General features: G+C 45.6%; 16 protein-coding genes. 12 read left to right on the top strand and 4 right to left on the bottom strand.

Features of this window, described 5'->3' with window-relative positions; genetic code table 11:
* Positions 1–19: 19 nt before the first annotated feature.
* Positions 20–619, bottom strand: coding sequence for a porin family protein (locus NBH14_RS13425; RefSeq protein WP_186959659.1), 600 nt, complete (start codon positions 617–619; stop codon positions 20–22).
* A 163-nt stretch (positions 620–782) separates the two neighbouring features.
* Between NBH14_RS13425 and NBH14_RS13420 the strand changes: the two genes are divergently transcribed.
* The 3 genes from NBH14_RS13420 (at position 783) to NBH14_RS13410 (ending at position 2,299) form a co-directional block, all read left to right on the top strand.
* Positions 783–1,565 carry a response regulator transcription factor gene (locus NBH14_RS13420; protein WP_186959660.1) on the top strand — a complete coding sequence of 261 codons (783 nt, stop codon included), beginning with the start codon at positions 783–785 and terminating at the stop codon, positions 1,563–1,565.
* Between the two features lie 126 nt (positions 1,566–1,691).
* Positions 1,692–1,991 (top strand): hypothetical protein, encoded by a 300-nt coding sequence (locus NBH14_RS13415; protein ID WP_250817511.1) that lies wholly within the window; start codon positions 1,692–1,694, stop codon positions 1,989–1,991.
* Positions 1,979–2,299 carry a type II toxin-antitoxin system RelE/ParE family toxin gene (locus tag NBH14_RS13410; RefSeq protein ID WP_186959661.1) on the top strand — a complete coding sequence of 107 codons (321 nt, stop codon included), beginning with the start codon at positions 1,979–1,981 and terminating at the stop codon, positions 2,297–2,299. Before NBH14_RS13415 ends, NBH14_RS13410 begins: the two co-directional genes overlap by 13 nt.
* Before the next feature lie 54 nt (positions 2,300–2,353).
* Here NBH14_RS13410 and NBH14_RS13405 read toward each other — a convergent pair whose 3' ends face one another.
* The 3 genes from NBH14_RS13405 to NBH14_RS13395 form a co-directional block, all read right to left on the bottom strand.
* Positions 2,354–2,782: an HIT family protein gene (locus tag NBH14_RS13405; RefSeq protein ID WP_007657113.1), complete on the bottom strand. Its 429-nt coding sequence runs from the start codon at positions 2,780–2,782 to the stop codon at positions 2,354–2,356.
* 101 nt (positions 2,783–2,883) lie between these two features.
* The gene (locus tag NBH14_RS13400) at positions 2,884–5,184 is read right to left on the bottom strand and encodes a TonB-dependent receptor (protein WP_186959662.1); all 2,301 of its coding nucleotides are present in this window, start codon (positions 5,182–5,184) and stop codon (positions 2,884–2,886) included.
* 232 nt (positions 5,185–5,416) lie between these two features.
* A complete protein-coding gene (locus tag NBH14_RS13395) occupies positions 5,417–5,770 on the bottom strand; it encodes a DUF8478 family putative metalloprotein (RefSeq protein WP_250817510.1) in 354 nt (117 codons plus the stop codon).
* An 89-nt stretch (positions 5,771–5,859) separates the two neighbouring features.
* Here NBH14_RS13395 and NBH14_RS13390 point away from each other — a divergent pair, with 89 nt between their 5' ends.
* The 9 genes from NBH14_RS13390 (at position 5,860) to NBH14_RS13350 (ending at position 20,983) form a co-directional block, all read left to right on the top strand.
* A complete protein-coding gene (locus NBH14_RS13390) occupies positions 5,860–9,096 on the top strand; it encodes a DUF4132 domain-containing protein (RefSeq protein WP_186959664.1) in 3,237 nt (1,078 codons plus the stop codon).
* A gap of 6 nt (positions 9,097–9,102) precedes the next feature.
* A complete protein-coding gene (locus NBH14_RS13385; RefSeq protein WP_186959665.1) occupies positions 9,103–11,028 on the top strand; it encodes a DUF4132 domain-containing protein in 1,926 nt (641 codons plus the stop codon).
* A 35-nt stretch (positions 11,029–11,063) separates the two neighbouring features.
* Positions 11,064–12,176: an ATP-binding protein gene (locus NBH14_RS13380; RefSeq protein WP_046147216.1), complete on the top strand. Its 1,113-nt coding sequence runs from the start codon at positions 11,064–11,066 to the stop codon at positions 12,174–12,176.
* Positions 12,137–14,548, top strand: coding sequence for a DUF5682 family protein (locus tag NBH14_RS13375; protein WP_186959666.1), 2,412 nt, complete (start codon positions 12,137–12,139; stop codon positions 14,546–14,548). The genes NBH14_RS13380 and NBH14_RS13375 overlap by 40 nt, the downstream gene beginning before the upstream one ends.
* Positions 14,515–15,651 (top strand): VWA domain-containing protein, encoded by a 1,137-nt coding sequence (locus NBH14_RS13370; RefSeq protein ID WP_186959667.1) that lies wholly within the window; start codon positions 14,515–14,517, stop codon positions 15,649–15,651. Before NBH14_RS13375 ends, NBH14_RS13370 begins: the two co-directional genes overlap by 34 nt.
* A complete protein-coding gene (locus NBH14_RS13365; RefSeq protein WP_186959668.1) occupies positions 15,627–17,348 on the top strand; it encodes an SWIM zinc finger family protein in 1,722 nt (573 codons plus the stop codon). Before NBH14_RS13370 ends, NBH14_RS13365 begins: the two co-directional genes overlap by 25 nt.
* Positions 17,349–17,367: 19 nt before the next feature.
* Complete coding sequence (locus tag NBH14_RS13360; protein WP_186959669.1) at positions 17,368–17,637, top strand: hypothetical protein; 270 nt, start codon at positions 17,368–17,370, stop codon at positions 17,635–17,637.
* 130 nt (positions 17,638–17,767) lie between these two features.
* Positions 17,768–20,053, top strand: a complete 2,286-nt coding sequence (locus NBH14_RS13355) for an NADP-dependent malic enzyme (RefSeq protein ID WP_186959670.1) — start codon at positions 17,768–17,770, stop codon at positions 20,051–20,053.
* A 126-nt stretch (positions 20,054–20,179) separates the two neighbouring features.
* Positions 20,180–20,983: a Fic family protein gene (locus NBH14_RS13350; RefSeq protein ID WP_186959671.1), complete on the top strand. Its 804-nt coding sequence runs from the start codon at positions 20,180–20,182 to the stop codon at positions 20,981–20,983.
* The last annotated feature ends 8 nt before the right edge of the window (positions 20,984–20,991 follow it).

Raw genomic sequence — 20,991 nt, 5'->3', positions numbered from 1 at the left:
CCACAGCCTCCTGAAGAAATTACAACCAGTCAAAATTCAAAGAAATAGCCAGTCTTACCCTGATCTGCAGAACCTTTCCGAAATCATTTTCCTCTTCCGGATTAGAGAACTCCTTTAACCCATACATCCAATCGATGAAGAAATAGGCTGAATTGCCTTTATTTACATAGGCAACCCCTCCTGCAATGCCATAATCCAATGAGGGTATTTCATCAAATGTATTGTATGAATTTGTCTCATACCAGCCATCAGAATACGTTTTAGCCTTTCCGAATAAACCTTGAGCGACGTATGGCCCGATATTAACAACAAAATTATCTTCTTTATTGAATGGAAATCTAAACGAAGCATATACGGGTAATTCCAGGTAATTTGATTTAATGACTGTTTCCATATTATCCTTCGACATCTTTACACCTCCCATAGATAATGCAAGGTGAGGTTGAATATAAAACCGGGGACTTATTTTAAAATCGTGATATAATCCGGCATATAGTCCCGTTACGGTTTTGGCATCCTTAAAAGTTCTTTTCGAAACGTTCAATCCGCAGCTAATACCTGTTTGGGCATATAAAAAATGGGGAATGAGTAATAAGATAATAAAAAGACTTCTTTTCATTTTAGTATTTAATTGCGGTTACTCCTGACCGGAGACCAAATGTGATATCTGTTTAAATATGAAATTTACTTAATGACCAATTTTCAGGGGATAAAAATAGATGAATAGATTATCTTTGCCTATCCCTCTTTAGGGTGTTTTTTAGAATTTCAAAAGACAGGTTATGAATTATCCGAACAACAATACTAATTTCAGTCAGGACGCTTTCTTTAAGGGGTTTCAAATCGGAGATGAGATAAATGATTTGTGTTACCAAAAGATCCTTCCAGGCATAGAAGTACTGACTGCTTTATCCAGAATTAACACCCAGGTTGTTTACATTATTGATTATTTTAAGAAAAACTATCTGTATGTTTCTGATAATCCAATGTTCCTGTGTAACCATTCGGTAGAAGAAGTACAACAAACAGGTCCCCCGTTTTATAAAAAGATCGTTCCTCCGGAAGATTTGGAAATGTTATTTGAAATCAAGGAGAAGGCTTCCAAGCTTTTTTATCAATATCCTGTTGAAGAAAGATCGGGACTTTCTATTTCTTACGATTTTCGTATGATACAACCTGACTCAAAAGTAATCATGGTCAATTATAAGTCAACACCTATCTCCCTTACTCCCAATGGTGATTTATGGTTGGCACTATGTCTGATCAGTTTGTCTTCGAAAAAAACGATTGGGAATGTTATTGTTAACAGTAAAAATGACCTTCGTAAATACTCCTATTCTTTCAAAAGCAAGAAATGGAAAGAGATATCAATAGTCAAACTTTCAATCCGGGAAAATGAGGTATTGAGGTTATCGGCCCAGGGATATTCCAATAAAAATATAGCCAATCTCCTTTATATAGATATAAATACAGTCAAATCTCATAAAAAGAATATCTTTCAGAAACTGGATGTGAAAAACATCAATGAAGCAATCACCTTTGCTAATAACAACAATTTACTGTAAGGAATCCAATATCGAATCTGAAATGAACCAATTTTGAGAAGATTATACTTTTCTTTACTTTATCTTATGTCGGTTCCAAAAAAATAAATACATTTGTAATTCATCAAAACCGAAAGGAGTAAAGATATGAAAGCAATGGAATTACAGGGTGAACGCCTGGAACTGTTCAACGAAATCATTAACCTTGACACGGAAAGTATCGAGAAAGTAAAGAAGTATATTAAACGTATCGCATCTAACCGATACAAAATATCCCGTACTACTCAAGTGGATGACATCGACATCATCACTGATGAAGAGATAGAAAATGCTATGCGTCCTTTGTCTCACGAGGAAAAGATGGAAAGGCTGAGGTTGGCTGAGGAAGATACGGTTTATTATACTCATGAAGAAGTCAAAAAAATGACAGCTCAATGGATAAAATAAGCATTCATTGGAAAGCCAGAGCCTTAGCAAGATATAAAAAGATAGCCCTTTGGTACCAAAAGAAAATGGGAAACCTCGCAGCGGAGAAATTTATCAATGGTATCAATGATGCAGTAAACTTGCTATCCTCAAATCCTTATATGGGGATACTTGAGCCGGAGTTACAAACAAGTAAAAGAACCTATCGTTCTTTTGTCGAGCATAAAAACCATAAAATCGTTTACTATATAGAGAAAAAGACTATCTATATCGCAGATATTTGGCCCAACAGTCAGAATCCCAACGATATCAGCAAACGATTAAGATAAAGGAACGGGGAAGAGAAGCATAAAAATTTCTCTCCCCCGTTTTTACTTTAGTTATTACAACGCCTCTCTTATCTTCTCCACCATCTCCTTGTACTCCTGTTCCGACAGATAGACTTTCTGCGGGTTCATTGTGAATGTTCCTCCGAAATCGGGACCATCTTCATATTTAGGGGCCAGATGAAAATGCAGATGCGACAGCTTATCGGAATAAGCACCGTAATTTATCTTTTGCGGATTGAATACTTTCTGCATGGCACGGGTTACTTTTACGACATCTGCCATAAACGCATTCCGTTCGTCATCGCTCAGCATATTCAAATCATGCACATGCTCTTTATAGGCAACCAGACAACGGCCATAATAAGTCTGTTCCTTGAAAAGAAAAAGCCGGGAGACTGATAAAGGAGCTATTTCGATCATCAAATCATCTAAAGTCTGATTGTTCGTGCAATACAAACAATCTTTGGGATCACTTAAATTCATGTTATATCAGATTTATTTATAATGGGCGCTAAAGTAAACATAAAGCCCGGTAAAAACAAGAAACTTTTACCGGGCCTTTCCGAATATTTTAAATCAGCATCTTAATAACTGATCTTACAACCTATGAAATAACTGCGGGGAATACCCGGACCATAAATATAGCCGGCATCCCGTTTCTCATATTTATCAAAATCATCCTGATAAGAATTAAAGATATTCTGAACACCTGCATTTACCTGCAAAGTAACAGACTTATAAAGAGGAAAATCATACGCAACCTTTACATTCAGGTCGAAGAAGTCCTTCGTTTTCTCCTCCCTGTCTTCCGGGATATAACCGGCCAGGTGCTGAACCAGCATGCTGCCGGTATAAGTGCCGGTCAACGAAGCCGTCAACCGCTTCACCGGCGTAAATGAAGAAGTGAAATAACCATATACATCCGGCGAACGGAACATCTTTTTCTGAGGTGCCAGATTCTCATTCTCACTCCAGCTCTCCGGTTCTTTGTAACGGCTGCGCTGGATAGTTGCACCTGCCTGAATCTGCATCCATGAATAGACAGCTTTTGCCTCCAGGTTTATTCCCATCACACGGGCACCTTTTCCATTACGGCGTTCCATCAGCAGGTTATTATCATTGTCGCGACCTATCTCTTCAAGGATGAAGACATTACGCAGATCCGTGTAAAAACCTTCTACCAGGAAATTAGTCTGTACCGGACCAAAACGACGGTAAAAGTCGGCCGAGGCACTGATACTTTGCGAGTTCTCTTCTTTCAGGTCCGGAGATATCTGGATGATCGCCACATCACCGCCGACTGCCGTAATATGCAAATCCTCGTCAAAAGCCTGAGGGGCACGGAAACCGCTCGAATAAGACAGACGCAGATTTATATCGCTGATCGGATTGAAACGCACATTGGCACGCGGACTGAATATCGCATGGTCTATCAAATTGTGCTTGTCCATCCGTGCACCAACCAGGAAACTCCATTTCTCATTCTTCCACTCATTTTGCAGGAAAACACTACCGATATGCACAGTCTGCTCAATCGTGCGGTGATACCCTAACATCTTATCCTGCAAATCGTCATAGTTATATTCGGCACCTCCGGTAAACTCGGCAGGCATGAAAAGACATTTATCCCATTCATAGGAATACTGCGCTCCTCCGACAAAGGTCATATCCGTCGTGCTGCCATAAGCATTCGGATTCTTGTCTGCGCCATAATAACTGCTTCTTTGAGTATGCTGGGCAGAAGTATAAACATTCAGACGATGCTTATAATCCTTTGAAAACAAATCGAACTTCAAGCCACCGCCATTGATATTATGTTCGGTCTGCTCGGCAATATCGGCTTCGTGGGGAGGTAAATCCAACAAGTTACCGCCACGACGGTATTCATTGATATTATGATACTCGAAAGTCAGCTTCGAATACATGCTTGTTTTCAGGTAAGAACGGAAACCGAGCGTGCGGGCATTCAGTTTGCCCAGTTCGGTATATCCGTCACCGTCATGGTCGTAAGCTCCGCGATAACGGTTCTGTCCGAACATATAGATACCGGCTTTATGGTCGTCCGTCACCAGCGAAGCGTTTATCGTTGTGTTGTTATCGGGACGGTCGCCGCCAATCATCGTCAGTGAGTGAGAAATCTGTGCCGAATTTCGCAACGGTTCTTTGGTAATGATATTAATCGTACCGGCAATAGCGGAAGAGCCGAACAAGGCGGAACCTCCCCCACGCATAATCTCCACACGTTCGATCATATTGGCCGGAATCTGTTCCAAACCGTACACACCCGTCAGAGCACTGAATATCGGGCGGCTGTCAACCAATATCTGCGTATAAGGACCCTCAAGTCCATTGATACGCACCTGCTGGAACCCACAGTTCTGGCAATTGTTTTCCACACGCACACCGGGCTGGAAGTTCAGACCGTCTGCTAAAGAAGTAGCATGTGTCGTCTCAAATGTTTTCGAATCGAGCACATTCACCAACGAAGGAGCCAGGCGGCGGGTTGTCTCATTACGGTTTGCCGATACGACAACACCATCCAACGATACCAGGTCTTCCTCCGCCTCAAAATTGATTTCCAACGTTTTCCCCTTCTTCAAGGTGATAGGTTTCTCTACAGTCTTAAAGCCCAGCGTTTTCATCACCAGGGTGTATTTGCCTTCCGGCAGGTTCTTCAGGTAATAATGACCGGTAGCATCGGTCGATGTACCGATTGTCGTTCCTTTTAGGAAAACATTAATAAAAGAAAGATGCTCACCCGTTTTCTTGTCCAGTATATGTCCCACGATATTGGCATCCGACGGATTCAGGGCCGGAGCATCATCCGCCCATGCTGTTGTAAAGACACAGCACAGGCATAGTATAAGCGTAATTATCTTATTCATTGCGATTTGTTCTGATAAATAGGTAATGTTATAATGTAAAACACGGCACTTCCTAATCTGAAGCACCCGATGTTTTATACTTTTGACCTAGGTCGAAAACGTTTACCACCTAGGTCAAAAACGTTTGTCACCTTGGTCAAAAAGGTTTTCGACCTGGGTCAAAAGATTAGAAGGACGGGATGTTTATAGTAGAAACACCTATCCTTATCAATAAAAGTCTTACTATTCTTTATCAGAAAACAGGAGGGGCACGAAGGCTAAGCAGCCCTTTGTCAGGGAGTTTATAGTCCGGATAGACCGGATGTTCAACTATTTTAGCGATCTGTTGTGCATTAAAATTCAGATGTAACGCATGAACAGCTCCATCTTCCACACTAAGAGTCGTCAGTATATGGAATAGCTGTATCTCGGAAAGAGAAGCATGATGATGGCAAGGACCGCCGTTCAGCTTTCCGAAAGGGTGAGAATGGACAATCGTCGTGCCATGTTCGATATGGACATGGATAAATAACGTGATACAGCTATAGTAGGCGATAAAAATCACCGGCAGCAGCCATTTCAGATATTTTCTCATTGTTTGTCTCACACCCTTATTGTTTGGAAGGTGCAAAATTACAAAATATTTTTTATACATTTGCTTATATATTCAATCAAAGCAAACTTTAAAACGACACCATGACAAAAGAACAAATGCTCGAACAATGGACTAGAATCTATGAGCAAGGATACTACAAATGCGCCTTCACCCCGAAAGTATATGAATATCTGGACGAGAAAATCGACCAGGTTCCCGAAACGGTGATGTCGGGCCCAAAGATATATGTTGATTATGACGCCTGGATTATACATGAATTAAACGGGGACAATGCGGAGCTGGCACGCCGCATGCTGGTTATTCTCTCGAAAATACGTCGCGACGGACCTATCCATAAATGGGGAATGAAAGATGATCTGGAGATTTGCCTGCTCATCGGTTACGGCCATGATTTCAGAAACCTGATTAAAGAGTCGGTAACCCGTCACAAAACACAAGGCCCGGAGTTATATGAAACAGCACAGATATTACTGAAATATTGCCCGTCCGAATCGGAAGCATTTGCCGACCTGCTTCTTTCCGATAAACTAAAGGAACTGGAAGAACAACGAAACAACACCCATGAATTATACCTGGCTTTATACCTGGCCATCCTGTTGCTGGAACAGGATGCGGATAAATATGCCCGCTATCTACCGGTACTGACCGTTTTGGCTTACAGATATTCCGGTCCGAGTTTCACATTCATCCTGTATTTCTGCTATAAGTTCGTTCCCGAACTAAAAGAGCGTTTACTCCAACTGCTCAAAGAGACTATATCGGCACGGGCCTTGTTCTTCCATCTCAATCCGCATAAGATGCTGGCATTCCTGCAATCGATCGGGGCACCTTTAGGCATTTATTATTATTTGATTCTGACGGAAGATAATGATGCCGACAAGGCATCCATGTTCCATACCCTGTATAAAGAAGATAAGGAATTATTCATAGAAGTCTACCGGATGCTGGCAAAGACAACTCCCATCCAACAGGCTGCCTACAGCCTTTACCTTTTGTCAATCCTACTCGAAAATGGAGAAGGCACGGAAGAACTGGCAGAAAGTACAGAGTTACAAGCCCGCTGCATGCTTAACCTGCTGGGAGAAAACTTAGGTAACACTGGTAATTTTATTTCAGCCCTGACCGACGATTCGACACCGCAGGTTGCCTGGGAGAATCGTCTGAAGAATTGCGGCAACTTCGGCTGGGGATACGGAAGGAATGCTCCGGCTTTATTGATCGGTGCCCTGGCTCTTCTATACTGTGAGTCGGAACTGGCCCGGCGGTTCATCAACGTGCTGCTGATTCAGGTCCGTACCAATGCCGCAATAAATAATCCGGTATATCTTACATATATTTTCCTTGAAACACGTAAGAAATGGCTGAATAGTTCTCCAAAGGAAAGCCTTCGGCTATTACTCGACACAACCAGCCGGTTCACCTATGCCGAAGCCTTCAAAGCCTATGCCTATAACCCAAACCGGATGCAGGACGTTCTGGATAAAGAAGATATTATCAGCCACCAGTCTCTGGCACTGGACTTGCTGAACAGCGGCGACCTCTCGATTGAAGAGACACAGAACTGGCTCGACATGATTTACGGAACCTGTAAAATAACGGATGTCCAACCGTTGCTCGGGTTATTATCCAACAAATCGAAGATACTCCGCAAGACTGCCGAAGAATTGATTAACCTCCATGAAGAAGCAACCCGTCCGTTGCTGGAATCGGGATTATCCAAACTGAAAGGAGATGCCCTGGCGGCCGGTAAACGAATCATCAAACGCTGGGACAACGAACGAAAGTTCGGTGCAGACTTTACCTTTACCAAAGAAAGCGTCGTCGAATATTGCACCGACAACTTCGACAAGGACAATCAGAAATTCATTGCCTGGATACCCGAAGACATGTTCACCGACGTACGCTTTGCCGACATGACCGAAAAAGCGCCCGCCATCGTCACCCGTTATATCCTCTCCGAATATCTCTGTCTGGAAGAGGCCTACAAAGTAAAGGCTTGCGATAAAATAACGGAACAGTTGCATACTCCGGACTTCCAGCAAATGATGGAGAACATTTATCTGTTCTGGAAAGAGAACGGAGCGGAAGCCAAAAAGAAAATGATTATGGTCCCGTATTGCATCTACGGTTCCGACACACAGATACTCCGCCTCAAAACGCAGTTGAAAGACTGGGCCGAGGCTTCACGCGGTGCTATCGCCGCCTTTGTGGTCAACGCCATCGCCATGAACGGAGGAAGCGTTGCACTGGTCATGATAGACGGCATCTCTGTCAAGTTCCCCAACAATCAGGTCAAAAATGCCGCCAAAGCAGCCTTCTCTTTTGCAGCCAAAGCATTGGAAATACCGGAGGATGAACTCTCCGACAAGATTGTCCCCACCCTGGGCTTCAATAAGGAAGGAGAAAAGATACTCGATTACGGTCCGCGAAACTTCACGATAACCTTGATGCCCGACTTCTCACTTTCTATCTTCGACAACGAAAAACAGAAAGCCATCAAGTCGATGCCTGCTCCCGGAGCCAATGACGACGCAGTGAAAGCGACGGCCGCCAAAAAGGAATTCTCCGAACTGAAAAAACAAATCAAGGCCACCGTACAGTCACAAACCAACCGTTTGGAAAAGGTACTGATGAACGGACGCCGCTGGACAGCCGGTTCCTGGAACACCCTCTTTGTAGAGAACCCGATTATGCATCGTTTTGCAACCGCCCTGATATGGGGTGTGTATGACGGAGACAAACTGACCGGAACGTTCCGTTATATGGAAGACGGCACATTCAATACGGTAGATGAAGAGGAATATACGCTGCCCGAAAAAGCCGCTATCACCCTCGTCCATCCTATCGAACTGGAGGAAGAAGTTCTTGCAGGCTGGAAGGAGCAACTGGATGATTATGAAATTGTGCAGCCCATCCCGCAACTAACCGCTCCCATAATTGTTTTAGGAGAAAAGGAGACGGACGGAAATAAGATAACCCGTTACAACGGCCTGACCGTCAAGTCAGGAAAGATAAGCGGTATGGCAAAGAAACACAACATGGTTCGCGGAGAGGTATGGGATGCCGGCAGCTACACTTGTTATCATCTGGTAGACAAGTATCTGAATATGGCCGCCCTGCTGAACTTCGAATATATGTACATGGGGCAGGAATATAATGACGACGTGACACTCGGAGATGTCATCCTCTACCGCCTGGGAGAAGACCAGACGACCGACGACGAACCGAAAAACAACGCAATCCTCTCGCCCGAAAGTGTTCCGGCCCGCTTCCTGAGCAGTATATTGGGTATTTTTGATGTATTGAAAGAAGAATAAAAGGATATGAAGAGAAAGCAACAACCGGATTTAGCAGCATTATTCGACAGCTATTGCGAAGTATATACAGCTTCCGACTGGCAGGTTCTGAAAACACTTCAGGAGATGCCGCTCGACGATATAATCCGTAAGAACAAACAGGCAGCATACGATTATTTATATAGTGATGTCGCATTGAAAAAGAGACTGATCTGGTTGAATAAGCTGTTTTCCGATTGCGGCTTGAAAGACTATGAGCAGTTACTGGGATTACTGAAGGAAAACTCCAAACTAATCCGCAGGAACATCGAAAAGATTATCCTCGACAAGGAGAAGAAAACCCGCAATTTACTGGAACAGCTATATCCGGAACTGGATGAAGATTCGCAGAATTGGACCCGGCAGTTATTCAAATACTGGGATAACTCACATGCCTCAGCCAGTAAAATCAAATTCAGAAACAAACAGGCTGTTATCGACTATTGCAGCAAACATATCGAGCTCTATTGCACGCAACAAATAGCCTGGTTACCGCAGAAGCCTTATACGAGAATCCATTGGGCAAACGAAACCGATGTAGACGAGTTTGTGCCGCGCCATGTGCTCCGCTATGTATTAAGCGAACATATGGCACTCACCCAAATCACCCGGCTACATGCCTGTGATGCGATTGTCCCTTTCATCGATGAAAAAGAATGGCAGGCGGCCCTGGAAGAACTGTTCCGCTATTGGCTGGCAGACAGTGCGGAGGCCAACAGGAGGATGCTTCTGCTTCCTTATTGTTTCTACGGGGCAGAATGGCAGATAGCCCAATTAGCCCCTCTGATAAAGTCATGGTCGAAAGCCTCCCGCAAACAACTTGTCGGCCTCACGATGAAGTTACTGGGATTGAAAGCTAGTCCTAACGCGCTTATCATACTCAACGACTGGATGGAGACTGCTCCATACGGCATGTACAAACGTGCTGCCTGGGTAGCATTCCGGCAAGCCGCCATCCGGAAAGGCCTGTCGATAGAAGAACTCGCCGACCAAATCATCCCCAACTTCGGTTTTAACCGCCAGGGAGAAAAGATGGTGGATTATGGCACACGTACTTTCCGGGTAACTTTGATGCCCGACTTCAGCATATCCGTACTTGATCTTGAAAAGCAGAAAGTAAGCAAGTCACTTCCCGCCCCTTTAAAGAGCGATAATCGGGAGAAAGCGGAAAATGCCAGAGCCGAACAAGCCGGCCTGAAGAAACGGGTTAAGACGCAGACTAATATTCAAAAAAAACGGCTGGAACAGTCGCTCAAGAACGGACGGACCTGGCCCAAAGAGGCCTGGCTGGCAACCTTTATAGAGAATCCGGTCATGCGGTATATAGCAACCGGACTTATCTGGGGCGTCTATAAGGAAGGGAAACTCCAGGATTCTTTCCGTTACCTGGAAGACGGCACGTTCACAACTGTCGACGAAAAAGAATTCCTTCTCCCGGACAACGCTGTCATTTCCCTCGTGCATCCGATTGACTTGCCCGATGAAACACTGGCTGGCTGGAAAGAGCAACTGGACGATTACGAGCTCATTCCTTTCATTCCCCAACTGAGCGCACCGATCCATCGTCTGACCGAAACGGAAAAGCAGGGAGATACCCTTCTTCGTTATTCAGGGAAAAAAGTCTATCTCAGCAACATTTACGAGTTTGAAACGGCAGATATAACTATCCGGATAGAAAACAACACGCTTCATATCATAGACCGGTCTTTCAATGTGGTAGCACAACTTTCGTTTGTTTACGAAGAAAGTGATTGTTTCTTGAAAGAGTTATACTTCTCATCCGTGGAAGAAGGAGAAGATATAAACACCATACAGTTGCCCAAAGAGGAAAGGCTACCGTTATCGTCTATCCCTGAACGCTTTATCAGCACTCTGCTGGATATACTGAATCGTGCCTTTCCGCTGAATGAATAATCGAATAAAACAAATACAGCACTTACATATATTATATGGATAACAAAATTCAGAAACCATTGATGGAGATGCGCTATGCCGACGAGCTTGCCGCACTCCGCAAACAAGATACAGGAGCCAAGCCGGCAAACTGGCAACTCTCTCCCCGTGCAGTCCGTGCCTTTATCCTCGGTCAAAGCGAACCGATAGAACTGGACGGGCGGCTGGTCACCATCACCCCGAAGTTCTTCGGCGACGACGCCCTGGTTGAACGTGCCATTATCACCCTGGCCGGTAACCGGGGATTAATGTTGGTTGGCGAACCGGGCACAGCAAAGACCATGTTAAGCGAATTGCTTTCTGCCGCTATCTGCGGCATCAGTACCAATACAGTACAAGGGACGGCAGGAACCAGCGAAGACAATATCAAATATTCCTGGAACTATGCCCTTTTGCTTGCCAAAGGACCGGTCAAGGAAGCCCTTGTCCCCTCTCCCGTCTATATCGGCATGAAACGAGGAATCATCACACGCTTCGAAGAGATTACCCGCTGCCCGCTGGAAATACAGGACAGCCTGATCAGTATTATGAGCGACCGGGTATTGAATATTCCCGAACTGGGAGAAGAAGGGTTGCTCTTCGCCTCATCCGGATTCAATGTGATAGCAACTGCCAATACCCGCGACAAAGGGATTAACGAAATGAGTAGTGCCCTGAAACGCCGTTTCAACTTCGAGACAGTCGAACCGATACGCAGCGTAGCATTGGAAAGCCGCATCATCACCGACCAATGCCAGGGAATGCTGGCTGCCAACGGATTGGAAATGCCAGTGCAGGAGGAGGTTGTCGACATTCTGGCCTCCACCTTCAACGAACTACGCAACGGAACCTCCTTCGAGAAAGCCAAGATACAGAAGATGTCGGGCGTAATGAGTACAGCCGAAGCCGTATCCGTTTATTACCAGTCCGCCCTGGATGGATATTATTACGGAGACGGAAGCGTAAGCATGCGTTCCCTGGTACAAAACCTGTTGGGTGCCGTCATGAAAGAAAACAAAGACGATTTACCCAAACTGAAAGATTACTTTAACGGCGTAGTCCGGCTGAAAGCCGAAAGACAAGGAGGAAAATGGAAGGAATATTACGACAACCGGACCTGGCTGAAATAGAGCACCTCTTCGCTACCAGTTTCAATATGGACGGACAGGTGGTGTACTTTCCGGTACGTCACCACTCCCCTGCCTGTGCGCTGCATCTGCAACAGACAATCGACAGCTTCCGTCCGGAACTGATCCTGATAGAAGGGCCTTCGGATTCGGCACAACTGTTGCCTTACATAGCCGACGGGCAATCGGTTCCGCCTTTTTGCATCTATTACAGTTACGACGACAAGGAGGGAAAAGTAAGTGAAGAAAAAGAGAAGTATCGCGCTTACTATCCATTCCTCTCTTATTCGCCGGAACTGGTCGCTATCCGTGAAGGGGCACGTCGCAACATACCGACCCGTTTTATAGACCTGCCCTATGCACTTCGACTGATAAATAAAATAGAGGAAGAGCCGCAGACACAGTTCTATTATAATGAGAATAAGGAATACGAAGTAAATACCTATACGGCCATGATTGCCCGCAAAGCCGGTTGCCGCAGCTTTGCGGAATTTTGGGAAAGCCGCTTCGAACTGGATGCCGGAAAAATGAAAACACACGATTTCGTGCGTAACGTATTTCATCTCGGTTATTTCATGCGGCTGGCAACACCGGGCAACGAAATGTCCCTGAAAGAAGACCGGCAACGGGAAACTTATATGGCAGCAGAAATACGGAAAGCAATCCCCAACCATCAGAAAATACTGGTAGTGGCAGGTGCTTTCCATATCGCCGGCTTAATGGATGAGTTGCAATCAGACCGGAAACAATCGCTGAAATCAGGCAACCCGGAACATGTCGCTTCTTATCTGATGCCTTACACATTTAAGGAAGCCGACAGTAAAAGCGGTTACGCCGCCGGTATGCCCTTCCCCGCTTTCTACCAGGAAGTCTGGGAAAAGATGGAAAAACAAAAGAAAGACCCGTTTGCTTCGACCGTTCTCGAATATATTATAAAGACGGCCCGTTATGCCCGTAAAACACAGATAATCTCCCTGCCCGATGAAATTAATGCCTTGAATATGGCACGTTCGCTGGCTATATTGAGAGGCAAGCAGAGTGCCGGCGTATATGAATTGCTGGATGGTGTACGAAGTTGTTTTGTGAAAGGCGATCTGAATGCGACTTCGACTTTCGAAGTGGATTTCCTGTATCGTCTTCTCTCCGGGATGGGTGCCGGAAAGATTGCGGCCAACGATTGCATTCCGCCTGTGGTTCGTGAGTTTCGTTCCTTATGTTCGCTTCACCGGTTAAAGACATCGACTATCGAACGGCAGGAAGTAACGCTCGACATCATTAAGAATCCGGCCCATTACAGGAAAAGCCGTTTCCTTCACCAGATGGAGTTTTTGGAGACAGGTTTCGCCACCCTTCAGTCTGGTCCCGATTATGTGAACCAGAAGAACAAAAACCTGGTACGGGAACAATGGATATGCCGTTACGGCACAGGCGTTGAAACCCGTTTGATTGACCTGTCCGTCTACGGGGCGACACTCTCGCAGGTTTGCAACTCGCTCATCGAAAAGAATTTTAAAGACAGTATGACGGCAGAAGAGCTGGGCAAACTGCTCATCTCCGTCCAGGTGATGGGGATAGAAGGCTTTTATTCCCGGTATGAAGACACTGTCCGGCTGGTAGTGGAAAGCGAAGGGAATTTTATCAGCCTCTGCAAACTTATCAACAGCCTGTTATACCTCGCCAATATGCAGCAATTGATGGACGGAACTATCCAGCCGGTCATTGCCGGATTGGCACGAACCGCGTTCAATGGAGCAGTCGTACTGATTCCGTCACTGAAAAGCACAACGGAAGAAGAAGAACAGGAAATATGTGAACAGATGCGCAATCTCTACAGTTTCACCATGGATACGAAAGACTGGTTCGATACCGCCGCTTTCCTGTCTGCCGTAGAGAAGATATTGAACGATAGTTTCAGCAATAGCCGCCTCTTCGGCCTCTGCCTTGCTATACATTATAAAGAAGGACAAACCGGACAGGCTGTTTTCTGCCGGCAGATAGCCGCCTACCTCGAAAGCAGCATCACGCATCCTGAGCAGGCGGCCTCCTTTATCTGCGGCCTGTTCCTGATTGCCCGCGATGTGTTATTTACCGACCCGCATATCCTGGAAGCGATAGACCGCGTTATCGCCAATGCCGACCAGGAGACTTTCCTGACTATTCTGCCCAACCTGCGTTATGCCTTCACCGGCTTTCTCCCGGCAGAAGTCAGCCGTCTGGGACAACAGGTTGCGGAATATCATCAGGTAGCGGAAGCCCGCTTAACAGGAAGTATCACTGTTTCGCAACAGGAAATCACCGAAGCTATGCGCCTGGATAAACTGGCGGCAGAAGCACTAAAAACATGGAGAATCATCGAATGGACAAGCACGAAATAGTCAACCGCTGGCGGCTTATATTGGGAGACTTTGCCGAAAACAGCCTGCCCCTCGACCCGGAGAACGCAGAACTGGACGGTACGCTTTATTTCCTATACAACCGCGAATATACCGATGAACAGGGAATACGGAACGACTTCCCGAACCGGGGAGGCCGTGGCGGCTCCATGCTGACCGTCCCCGGATGGCTGAAAAAAGTAAAGAAGCTGTTCCCCAGAAAGACCGTCGAAATCATGCAGAAACAGGCTTTGGATAAATATAACCTTACCCAACTGCTGACCGACGAATCTGTCCTGAGCCAACTCGAACCGAATATCGGACTGCTGAAAAATATCCTGACGTTCCGCAACATGATACCGGAACATGTCAGGAAGCTGGCTTATTCAATCGTGGAACAGGTCATAAAAGAGATTCAAAAGAAGCTGGAAATAAATGTACGCAAAGCCTTCTACGGAAAGAAACTTCCGCATACCAATTCCAGCTACAAAATATTCCGGAACTTCGATTTCAAGCAGACCATCGAAAAGAATCTGAAAAACTACAGCCGCGAACACGGGACAATTATCCCCGACCGCCTGTATTTCAACCAGAACATACGTCGTTACAATCCCTGGCATATCATCATCCTGGTAGATGAGAGCGGCAGCATGCTCGATTCGGTAATCTATACGGCTGTCATGGCCTCCATCTTTGCCAAAATGCCCTTTCTTTCGGTCAAGCTGGCGATATTCGACACATCGGTCGTCGATTTGAGCGAACATCTCGACGATCCGGTCGGTATCCTGATGAAAGTACAGCTGGGTGGCGGAACGGATATACATAAAGCGCTGGAATATGGAAAGAAACTAATCTCCGCGCCACAAAAAACAATAGTAGTACTGGTAAGCGACCTTTACGACGGGAACAACTATAGTTATATGTTCCGCTCCTGCCGCGACATCATCGAAGCAGGAAGTAAGTTGTTCGTATTACCGGCACTCGACTACTCCGGTGCCCCCTGTTATGATGTCCGTGCCGCACGGACCATTGCCGGCATGGGTGCCGATGTAGCCGCAATAACCCCTGAAGAGTTAGCAGAATGGATAGGAAAGATTATATCATAAACGGAGACGGATGCCACGCTTCCGCCGGACAGTTCGTCCCTTTTGCCAACGAAGCCTTCCTGGTTACGCTGGCAAACAAAGGTCTATATAAACGTGCCCTGAAAGACCTGGAAACGACCGGACAAATCGCCCTGACGGTTACAGGCAGCAATCTACAGGTCCAACTGGACGACATCACCGTCTGCCTCGCCCCCAATGTATCCCAAAGTACATGCAGCTGTCCTTCCAAAACTGTCTGCAAGCATATCCTGATGGGAATACTTGCCGCAGCCGGTTATGCAGCAACCGCAGAAGACGATAACGCCCTGCCGGAAACGTCTCCGGACCTGCCTTCTTCCGCCCCCTGGGAGAAATTGATAAATGCAGACCTTGCACAACTTCGCAAACAGGCCGGCAAGAAATTGTTCGAAGACACCCTCCGTCTTATCCAGGATGGCTGGACGGCCGACTTCACGGAAGGCGATATGCTGGAAGCCACTATCAACACCGAAAACATCACGGTCTATTTTCCCAAAGAAGACAGCCTGAACCGTTCCGTCTGCAAATGCGGAGAAAACGGATTGTGCAAACATAAACTGATAGCCATCCTGTCATACCTGAGCCGGCAAGGAATACTATCGTCCGACTCCGCCGGCAACCAGCCGGAACTCTCCCTACTGACGGAGGATACGGTAAAAGTCCTACAGGGAGCTTCCCGTTTCATCCTCGGCATATTGGAAAAAGGCCTGATCAGTTGTGGAGAAAACGAGGCGGAAACAGCCATCCAGTATTCCATCCGCCTGGAAACCTGCGGAATCGGAAATCTGGCCCGCTTATTCCGTTCGCTCTCCTCCGATATCGAAAATATGCTTGCCAAACATGTGGGTTTTCAGCCTCTGACAACTTTTGCCACGCTCTCCCGGTTGTATAACACGCTTACCTTACTCTTACGGAATACACAAAACAACGAGATGCTCGGCAAACTGATTGAAGGGACACGCTCGGATTATTACACCACCCCTATCGGCCATTTCGCCGGACTGGGCGCTTATCCCTGGCAAACCCGTTCGGGTTATTTCGGAATTACGGCTTATTTCTTCTATCAGGAGAAAGAGAGTATCTGCACGCTGACATTGAGCATGGCTGATTATTATGAACATACCCAGTCACTCGTTACACCGGAAAACCTGAGGAAACAACTCGAGATGCAAAGCTTTTGGGGGAACAGCGCATCACTGGCCCGGTTATCGATATCCACCCTTACATTGCGCAACTTCAAGCTGAACAGGCAAAACCGCCTCTCATCGTCTTCACAGACACAATGTGAGATAGCAGATAAAGTAACAATCGGTCATCTGAATACATTACTTACGATTCCGGAGTTATCCGATTTATCCATACGTCCGGACCAATGCTACGATTATTTCCGGAAAAAACAACCCGAACAACTGGCTTTAGTCCCTTTCACTCATCTTTCAGAGGTACGGTTCAGCTCCTCCGAACAGAAACTCTATTTCACCATGACTGACGGTCAGACAGAGACGGAAGGTTCCCTGGCATACAGCGAACTGAACCGTAATGCCATCCGCAAACTGGAACAACTGGGACAACCCTATACAGAAAAGAAACAGCGTTACATGGTCTGCCAGGAACGACCGGACACACTGATTCCAATCAGTATTATCACCGCTTCAGAGATTGATAATTTCTACTTCTAACTTTTTAAAAGCGAACACAATGATCATAAAGAATCTCCTTGCCGAACTGGAACTCCAGCTTTCCGACATCGCCTTCTCCGGCTTGCGCAACATACAACCGGTCACCCTCCAAAAGCTGGAAGACCTCAAACACTGGATGAATGAATTAAATATGTCTGAAGCCATCCGTTTAACAGACCGTTTTATCGATTCGGTCTATGCCTGGCAAGCCGGACAAACAACCCTGGAAACCGTCGCCGCCAATCTATGCGCACTGGAGTTTTATGAAAAGAATATAGTTAACAATTAATTTTGACATCAAAGGTTTTATTCAAAATATTTCCAACTAATTGTAAGCATATCATACTATATATCTAATAATTTGTTACTTTTGTGGGCGATTTTAAAACGTACACAAAATCTACTAATATCATAAGTCTATGGCAAAGATAACAAAAGAGGAAGCACTTCGGTATCATTCCGAAGGCAAACCCGGAAAGATCGAAGTAATTCCAACAAAACCCTATAGTACACAAACAGATTTATCATTGGCTTATTCTCCCGGTGTGGCAGAGCCTTGCCTGGAAATAGAGAAAGAACCGCTTGATGCCTATAAATATACATCAAAAGGTAATCTGGTAGCCGTTATCTCTAACGGTACCGCTGTTTTGGGACTGGGTAATATCGGAGCGCTTGCCGGCAAACCGGTTATGGAAGGCAAAGGCCTCCTGTTTAAAATCTTCGCAGGAATCGATGTATTCGATATCGAAGTGGACCAGAAAGATCCCGATAAGTTCATCGAAACCGTAAAAGCAATCGCCCCTACTTTTGGTGGTATCAACCTGGAAGATATCAAAGCGCCCGAATGTTTCCAGATTGAACAGCGACTGAAAGCGGAACTGGATATTCCGGTGATGCACGACGACCAGCACGGTACGGCAATCATCTCCGGTGCAGGTCTGCTCAATGCGCTTGAAATAGCCGGAAAGAAGATTGAAGATGTAAAAATCGTTGTCAACGGTGCAGGCGCCGCTTCCATCTCTTGTACGAAACTGTATGTGATGCTGGGAGCCCGCAAGGAAAACATCATTATGTGTGATAGTAAAGGGGTTATCTCTACGCATCGTACCGACCTGAACGAATCGAAGAAGGAATTTGCTACTACAAGAGATATAAAGACGCTGGAAGAAGCCGTTGTCGGTACAGACGTATTCCTGGGATTGTCTGTTGCCAATGTGCTGACACAAGAGATGGTGCGTTCCATGAACGAAAACCCGATCGTATTCGCTCTGGCTAATCCGAATCCGGAAATTTCATATGCCGATGCAATGGCATCACGCGAAGATATTATTTTCGCAACAGGACGTTCGGACTATCCGAATCAGATCAATAATGTATTAGGATTCCCGTATATCTTCCGCGGAGCATTGGATACACATGCCAAAGCAATCAACGAAGAGATGAAACTGGCCGCCGTACATGCCATCGCCGAACTGGCAAAAGAACCGGTTCCCGATGTGGTCAATGCAGCGTATAAACTGAAACGTACGACTTTCGGGCGCGATTATATCCTGCCGAAAGCACTCGACCCACGGTTGTTGACACGAGTATCGGTTGCTGTTGCCAAGGCAGCTATCGAGTCGGGTGTCTCACGCAAAACAATCACAGACTGGGAAGGCTATGCCAACCATTTGCGTGAAATGATGGGCTACGATAATAAACTGCTCCGTTCCTTTACCGATATGGCAAAAGCAAATCCGAAACGTGTGGTATTTGCCGAAGCCAACCACGTGAACATGCTGAAAGCTGCCGTAGAAGCCAAAGCCGAAGGAATCTGTTATCCGATCCTGTTAGGCAATGAAGAACGTTTGGAAAAACTGGCAGCCGAAGAAAACCTGAGCCTGGAAGGTATCGAAATCGTCAACCTGCGCCACGACCGTGAAGAAGAACGCCGCGACCGCTACGCCCGTATCCTTTCTGAAAAGAGAGCACGTGAAGGCGTTACTTTCTCGGAAGCACGCGAAAAGATGGTCGGTCGGAACGCTTTCGGTATGATGATGGTGGCAACCGGCGATGCGGATGCATTTATCACAGGTGTTTACAGCCGTTATTCGGAAGTGACAAAGTTGGCGGAAGAAATCATCGGTATCCGTCCGACATACGATCATTTCGGTGCCATGAACATTGTAACTTGCAAAAAGGGTACTTTCTTTATGGCAGATACGCTGATTAACCGTCATCCGTCAACAGAAGTCCTGATCGACATTGCCCGCCTGACACACGATGCGGTGAAGTTCTTCGCGCACGATCCGGTTATCTCGATGGTATCTTATTCAAACTTCGGTTCCGATAAACAGGGAAGTCCGCTGAAAGTACACGGCGCTATCGAATACCTTCACAAGAATCATCCGGAAATCGTCGTAGACGGTGAAATGCAGGTAAACTTTGCATTAGACAAGAAGTTGCGCGACGATATGTATCCGTTCAACAAGCTGAAAGGCAAAGATGTAAACACATTGGTATTCCCGAACCTGAGTTCGGCCAACAGTGCTTACAAACTATTGCTCGAAATGGGTGTCGTAGAAACCATCGGCCCGATCCAGATGGGATTGAACAAACCGATTCACTTCACCGACGTAGAAAGCTCTACCCGCGACATCCTCAACCTGACAACCGTTGCCGTTGTAGATGCAATCGTACAGGAGCAAATTGAAAAAGGAGAATAAGAACTTTATTCTTTATATAGGAAGAGGCTGTGCAGAACAGCCTCTTTTTTTGTATCCTATTGAAGCACCAAAATACAAATATAAGGCATATATTTGCATTCAGTCAAACAATAGAAGATTCGATCTATGTACGAAAACGAAATAAAAGAATATGACCAGTTGGTCAAAGAATATAAAGAACAGATTTCTGACAGGTTCTCAAAAGAGGATTTCATTACCTACAATGAAATTCTTTTCTCAACACACAACTGTGCCATCGAAGGTAATTCGTTTTCGGTAGATGAAACACGTATCCTGAAAGAAAAGGGATTAGGTATGATTCCGCAAGGAAAACCATTAGTTGAAGCTTTTGAAATACTGGATCATTTCAGTGCATACGAATACATGATCAAAAACTTAGAAGGTCCCCTGACTGAAGAGTATATTAAAAAGTTACATTTCATCCTGACTGAACATACGCTTGCTTACAGGCATCCCGGAGCTACTCCCGGTGAATATACAGATGTTGATATGTGTGCGGGAGATACAATATTCGGCGATCACGAAGAATTAATACAAAGAGTCTCCCATCTACTGGAATCAACAGAAAAAGCACTTGAAAAAGGAATCCACCCCATGGTTGTAGCCGGTTTATTTCATGGTTATTTCGAATATCTCCATCCTTTCAGGGATGGAAACGGGCGCATAGGACGCCTGCTTGCAAATCGTATCCTTCTACAAAAAGAACTTCCTCTCCTGATAATCAGAAACGATGACAGAGCCGAATATATAAATTGCCTGAAATGTATCCGCAAAGAAAATACGCATGAATATCTCATACATTTTTTCTTCCGGACAGCCATGAACAGGATGAGCAATGAAATTGCGGAAAAAAAGAATCTTACCCGGAACTTCTCAAAAGGTTTTTTAGATGAATTCCTCAAAGCGTAAGTAATCTC

The sequence above is a fragment of the Parabacteroides caecihominis genome, assembly GCF_023656785.1.
Classification (GTDB): Bacteria; Bacteroidota; Bacteroidia; order Bacteroidales; family Tannerellaceae; genus Parabacteroides; species Parabacteroides segnis.
This window is presented reverse-complemented; position numbering and strand designations above follow the sequence as displayed.

What these genes read in the sequence shown, in the direction of transcription:
- NBH14_RS13425 (WP_186959659.1), bottom strand. Translation starts at nt 619, where the DNA reads ATGAAAAGAAGTCTTTTTATTATCTTATTACTCATTCCCCATTTTTTA.
- NBH14_RS13420 (WP_186959660.1), top strand. Translation starts at nt 783, where the DNA reads ATGAATTATCCGAACAACAATACTAATTTCAGTCAGGACGCTTTCTTT.
- NBH14_RS13415 (WP_250817511.1), top strand. Translation starts at nt 1,692, where the DNA reads ATGAAAGCAATGGAATTACAGGGTGAACGCCTGGAACTGTTCAACGAA.
- NBH14_RS13410 (WP_186959661.1), top strand. Translation starts at nt 1,979, where the DNA reads ATGGATAAAATAAGCATTCATTGGAAAGCCAGAGCCTTAGCAAGATAT.
- NBH14_RS13405 (WP_007657113.1), bottom strand. Translation starts at nt 2,782, where the DNA reads ATGAATTTAAGTGATCCCAAAGATTGTTTGTATTGCACGAACAATCAG.
- NBH14_RS13400 (WP_186959662.1), bottom strand. Translation starts at nt 5,184, where the DNA reads ATGAATAAGATAATTACGCTTATACTATGCCTGTGCTGTGTCTTTACA.
- NBH14_RS13390 (WP_186959664.1), top strand. Translation starts at nt 5,860, where the DNA reads ATGACAAAAGAACAAATGCTCGAACAATGGACTAGAATCTATGAGCAA.
- NBH14_RS13385 (WP_186959665.1), top strand. Translation starts at nt 9,103, where the DNA reads ATGAAGAGAAAGCAACAACCGGATTTAGCAGCATTATTCGACAGCTAT.
- NBH14_RS13380 (WP_046147216.1), top strand. Translation starts at nt 11,064, where the DNA reads ATGGATAACAAAATTCAGAAACCATTGATGGAGATGCGCTATGCCGAC.
- NBH14_RS13375 (WP_186959666.1), top strand. Translation starts at nt 12,137, where the DNA reads ATGGAAGGAATATTACGACAACCGGACCTGGCTGAAATAGAGCACCTC.
- NBH14_RS13370 (WP_186959667.1), top strand. Translation starts at nt 14,515, where the DNA reads ATGGAGAATCATCGAATGGACAAGCACGAAATAGTCAACCGCTGGCGG.
- NBH14_RS13365 (WP_186959668.1), top strand. Translation starts at nt 15,627, where the DNA reads ATGGATAGGAAAGATTATATCATAAACGGAGACGGATGCCACGCTTCC.
- NBH14_RS13360 (WP_186959669.1), top strand. Translation starts at nt 17,368, where the DNA reads ATGATCATAAAGAATCTCCTTGCCGAACTGGAACTCCAGCTTTCCGAC.
- NBH14_RS13355 (WP_186959670.1), top strand. Translation starts at nt 17,768, where the DNA reads ATGGCAAAGATAACAAAAGAGGAAGCACTTCGGTATCATTCCGAAGGC.
- NBH14_RS13350 (WP_186959671.1), top strand. Translation starts at nt 20,180, where the DNA reads ATGTACGAAAACGAAATAAAAGAATATGACCAGTTGGTCAAAGAATAT.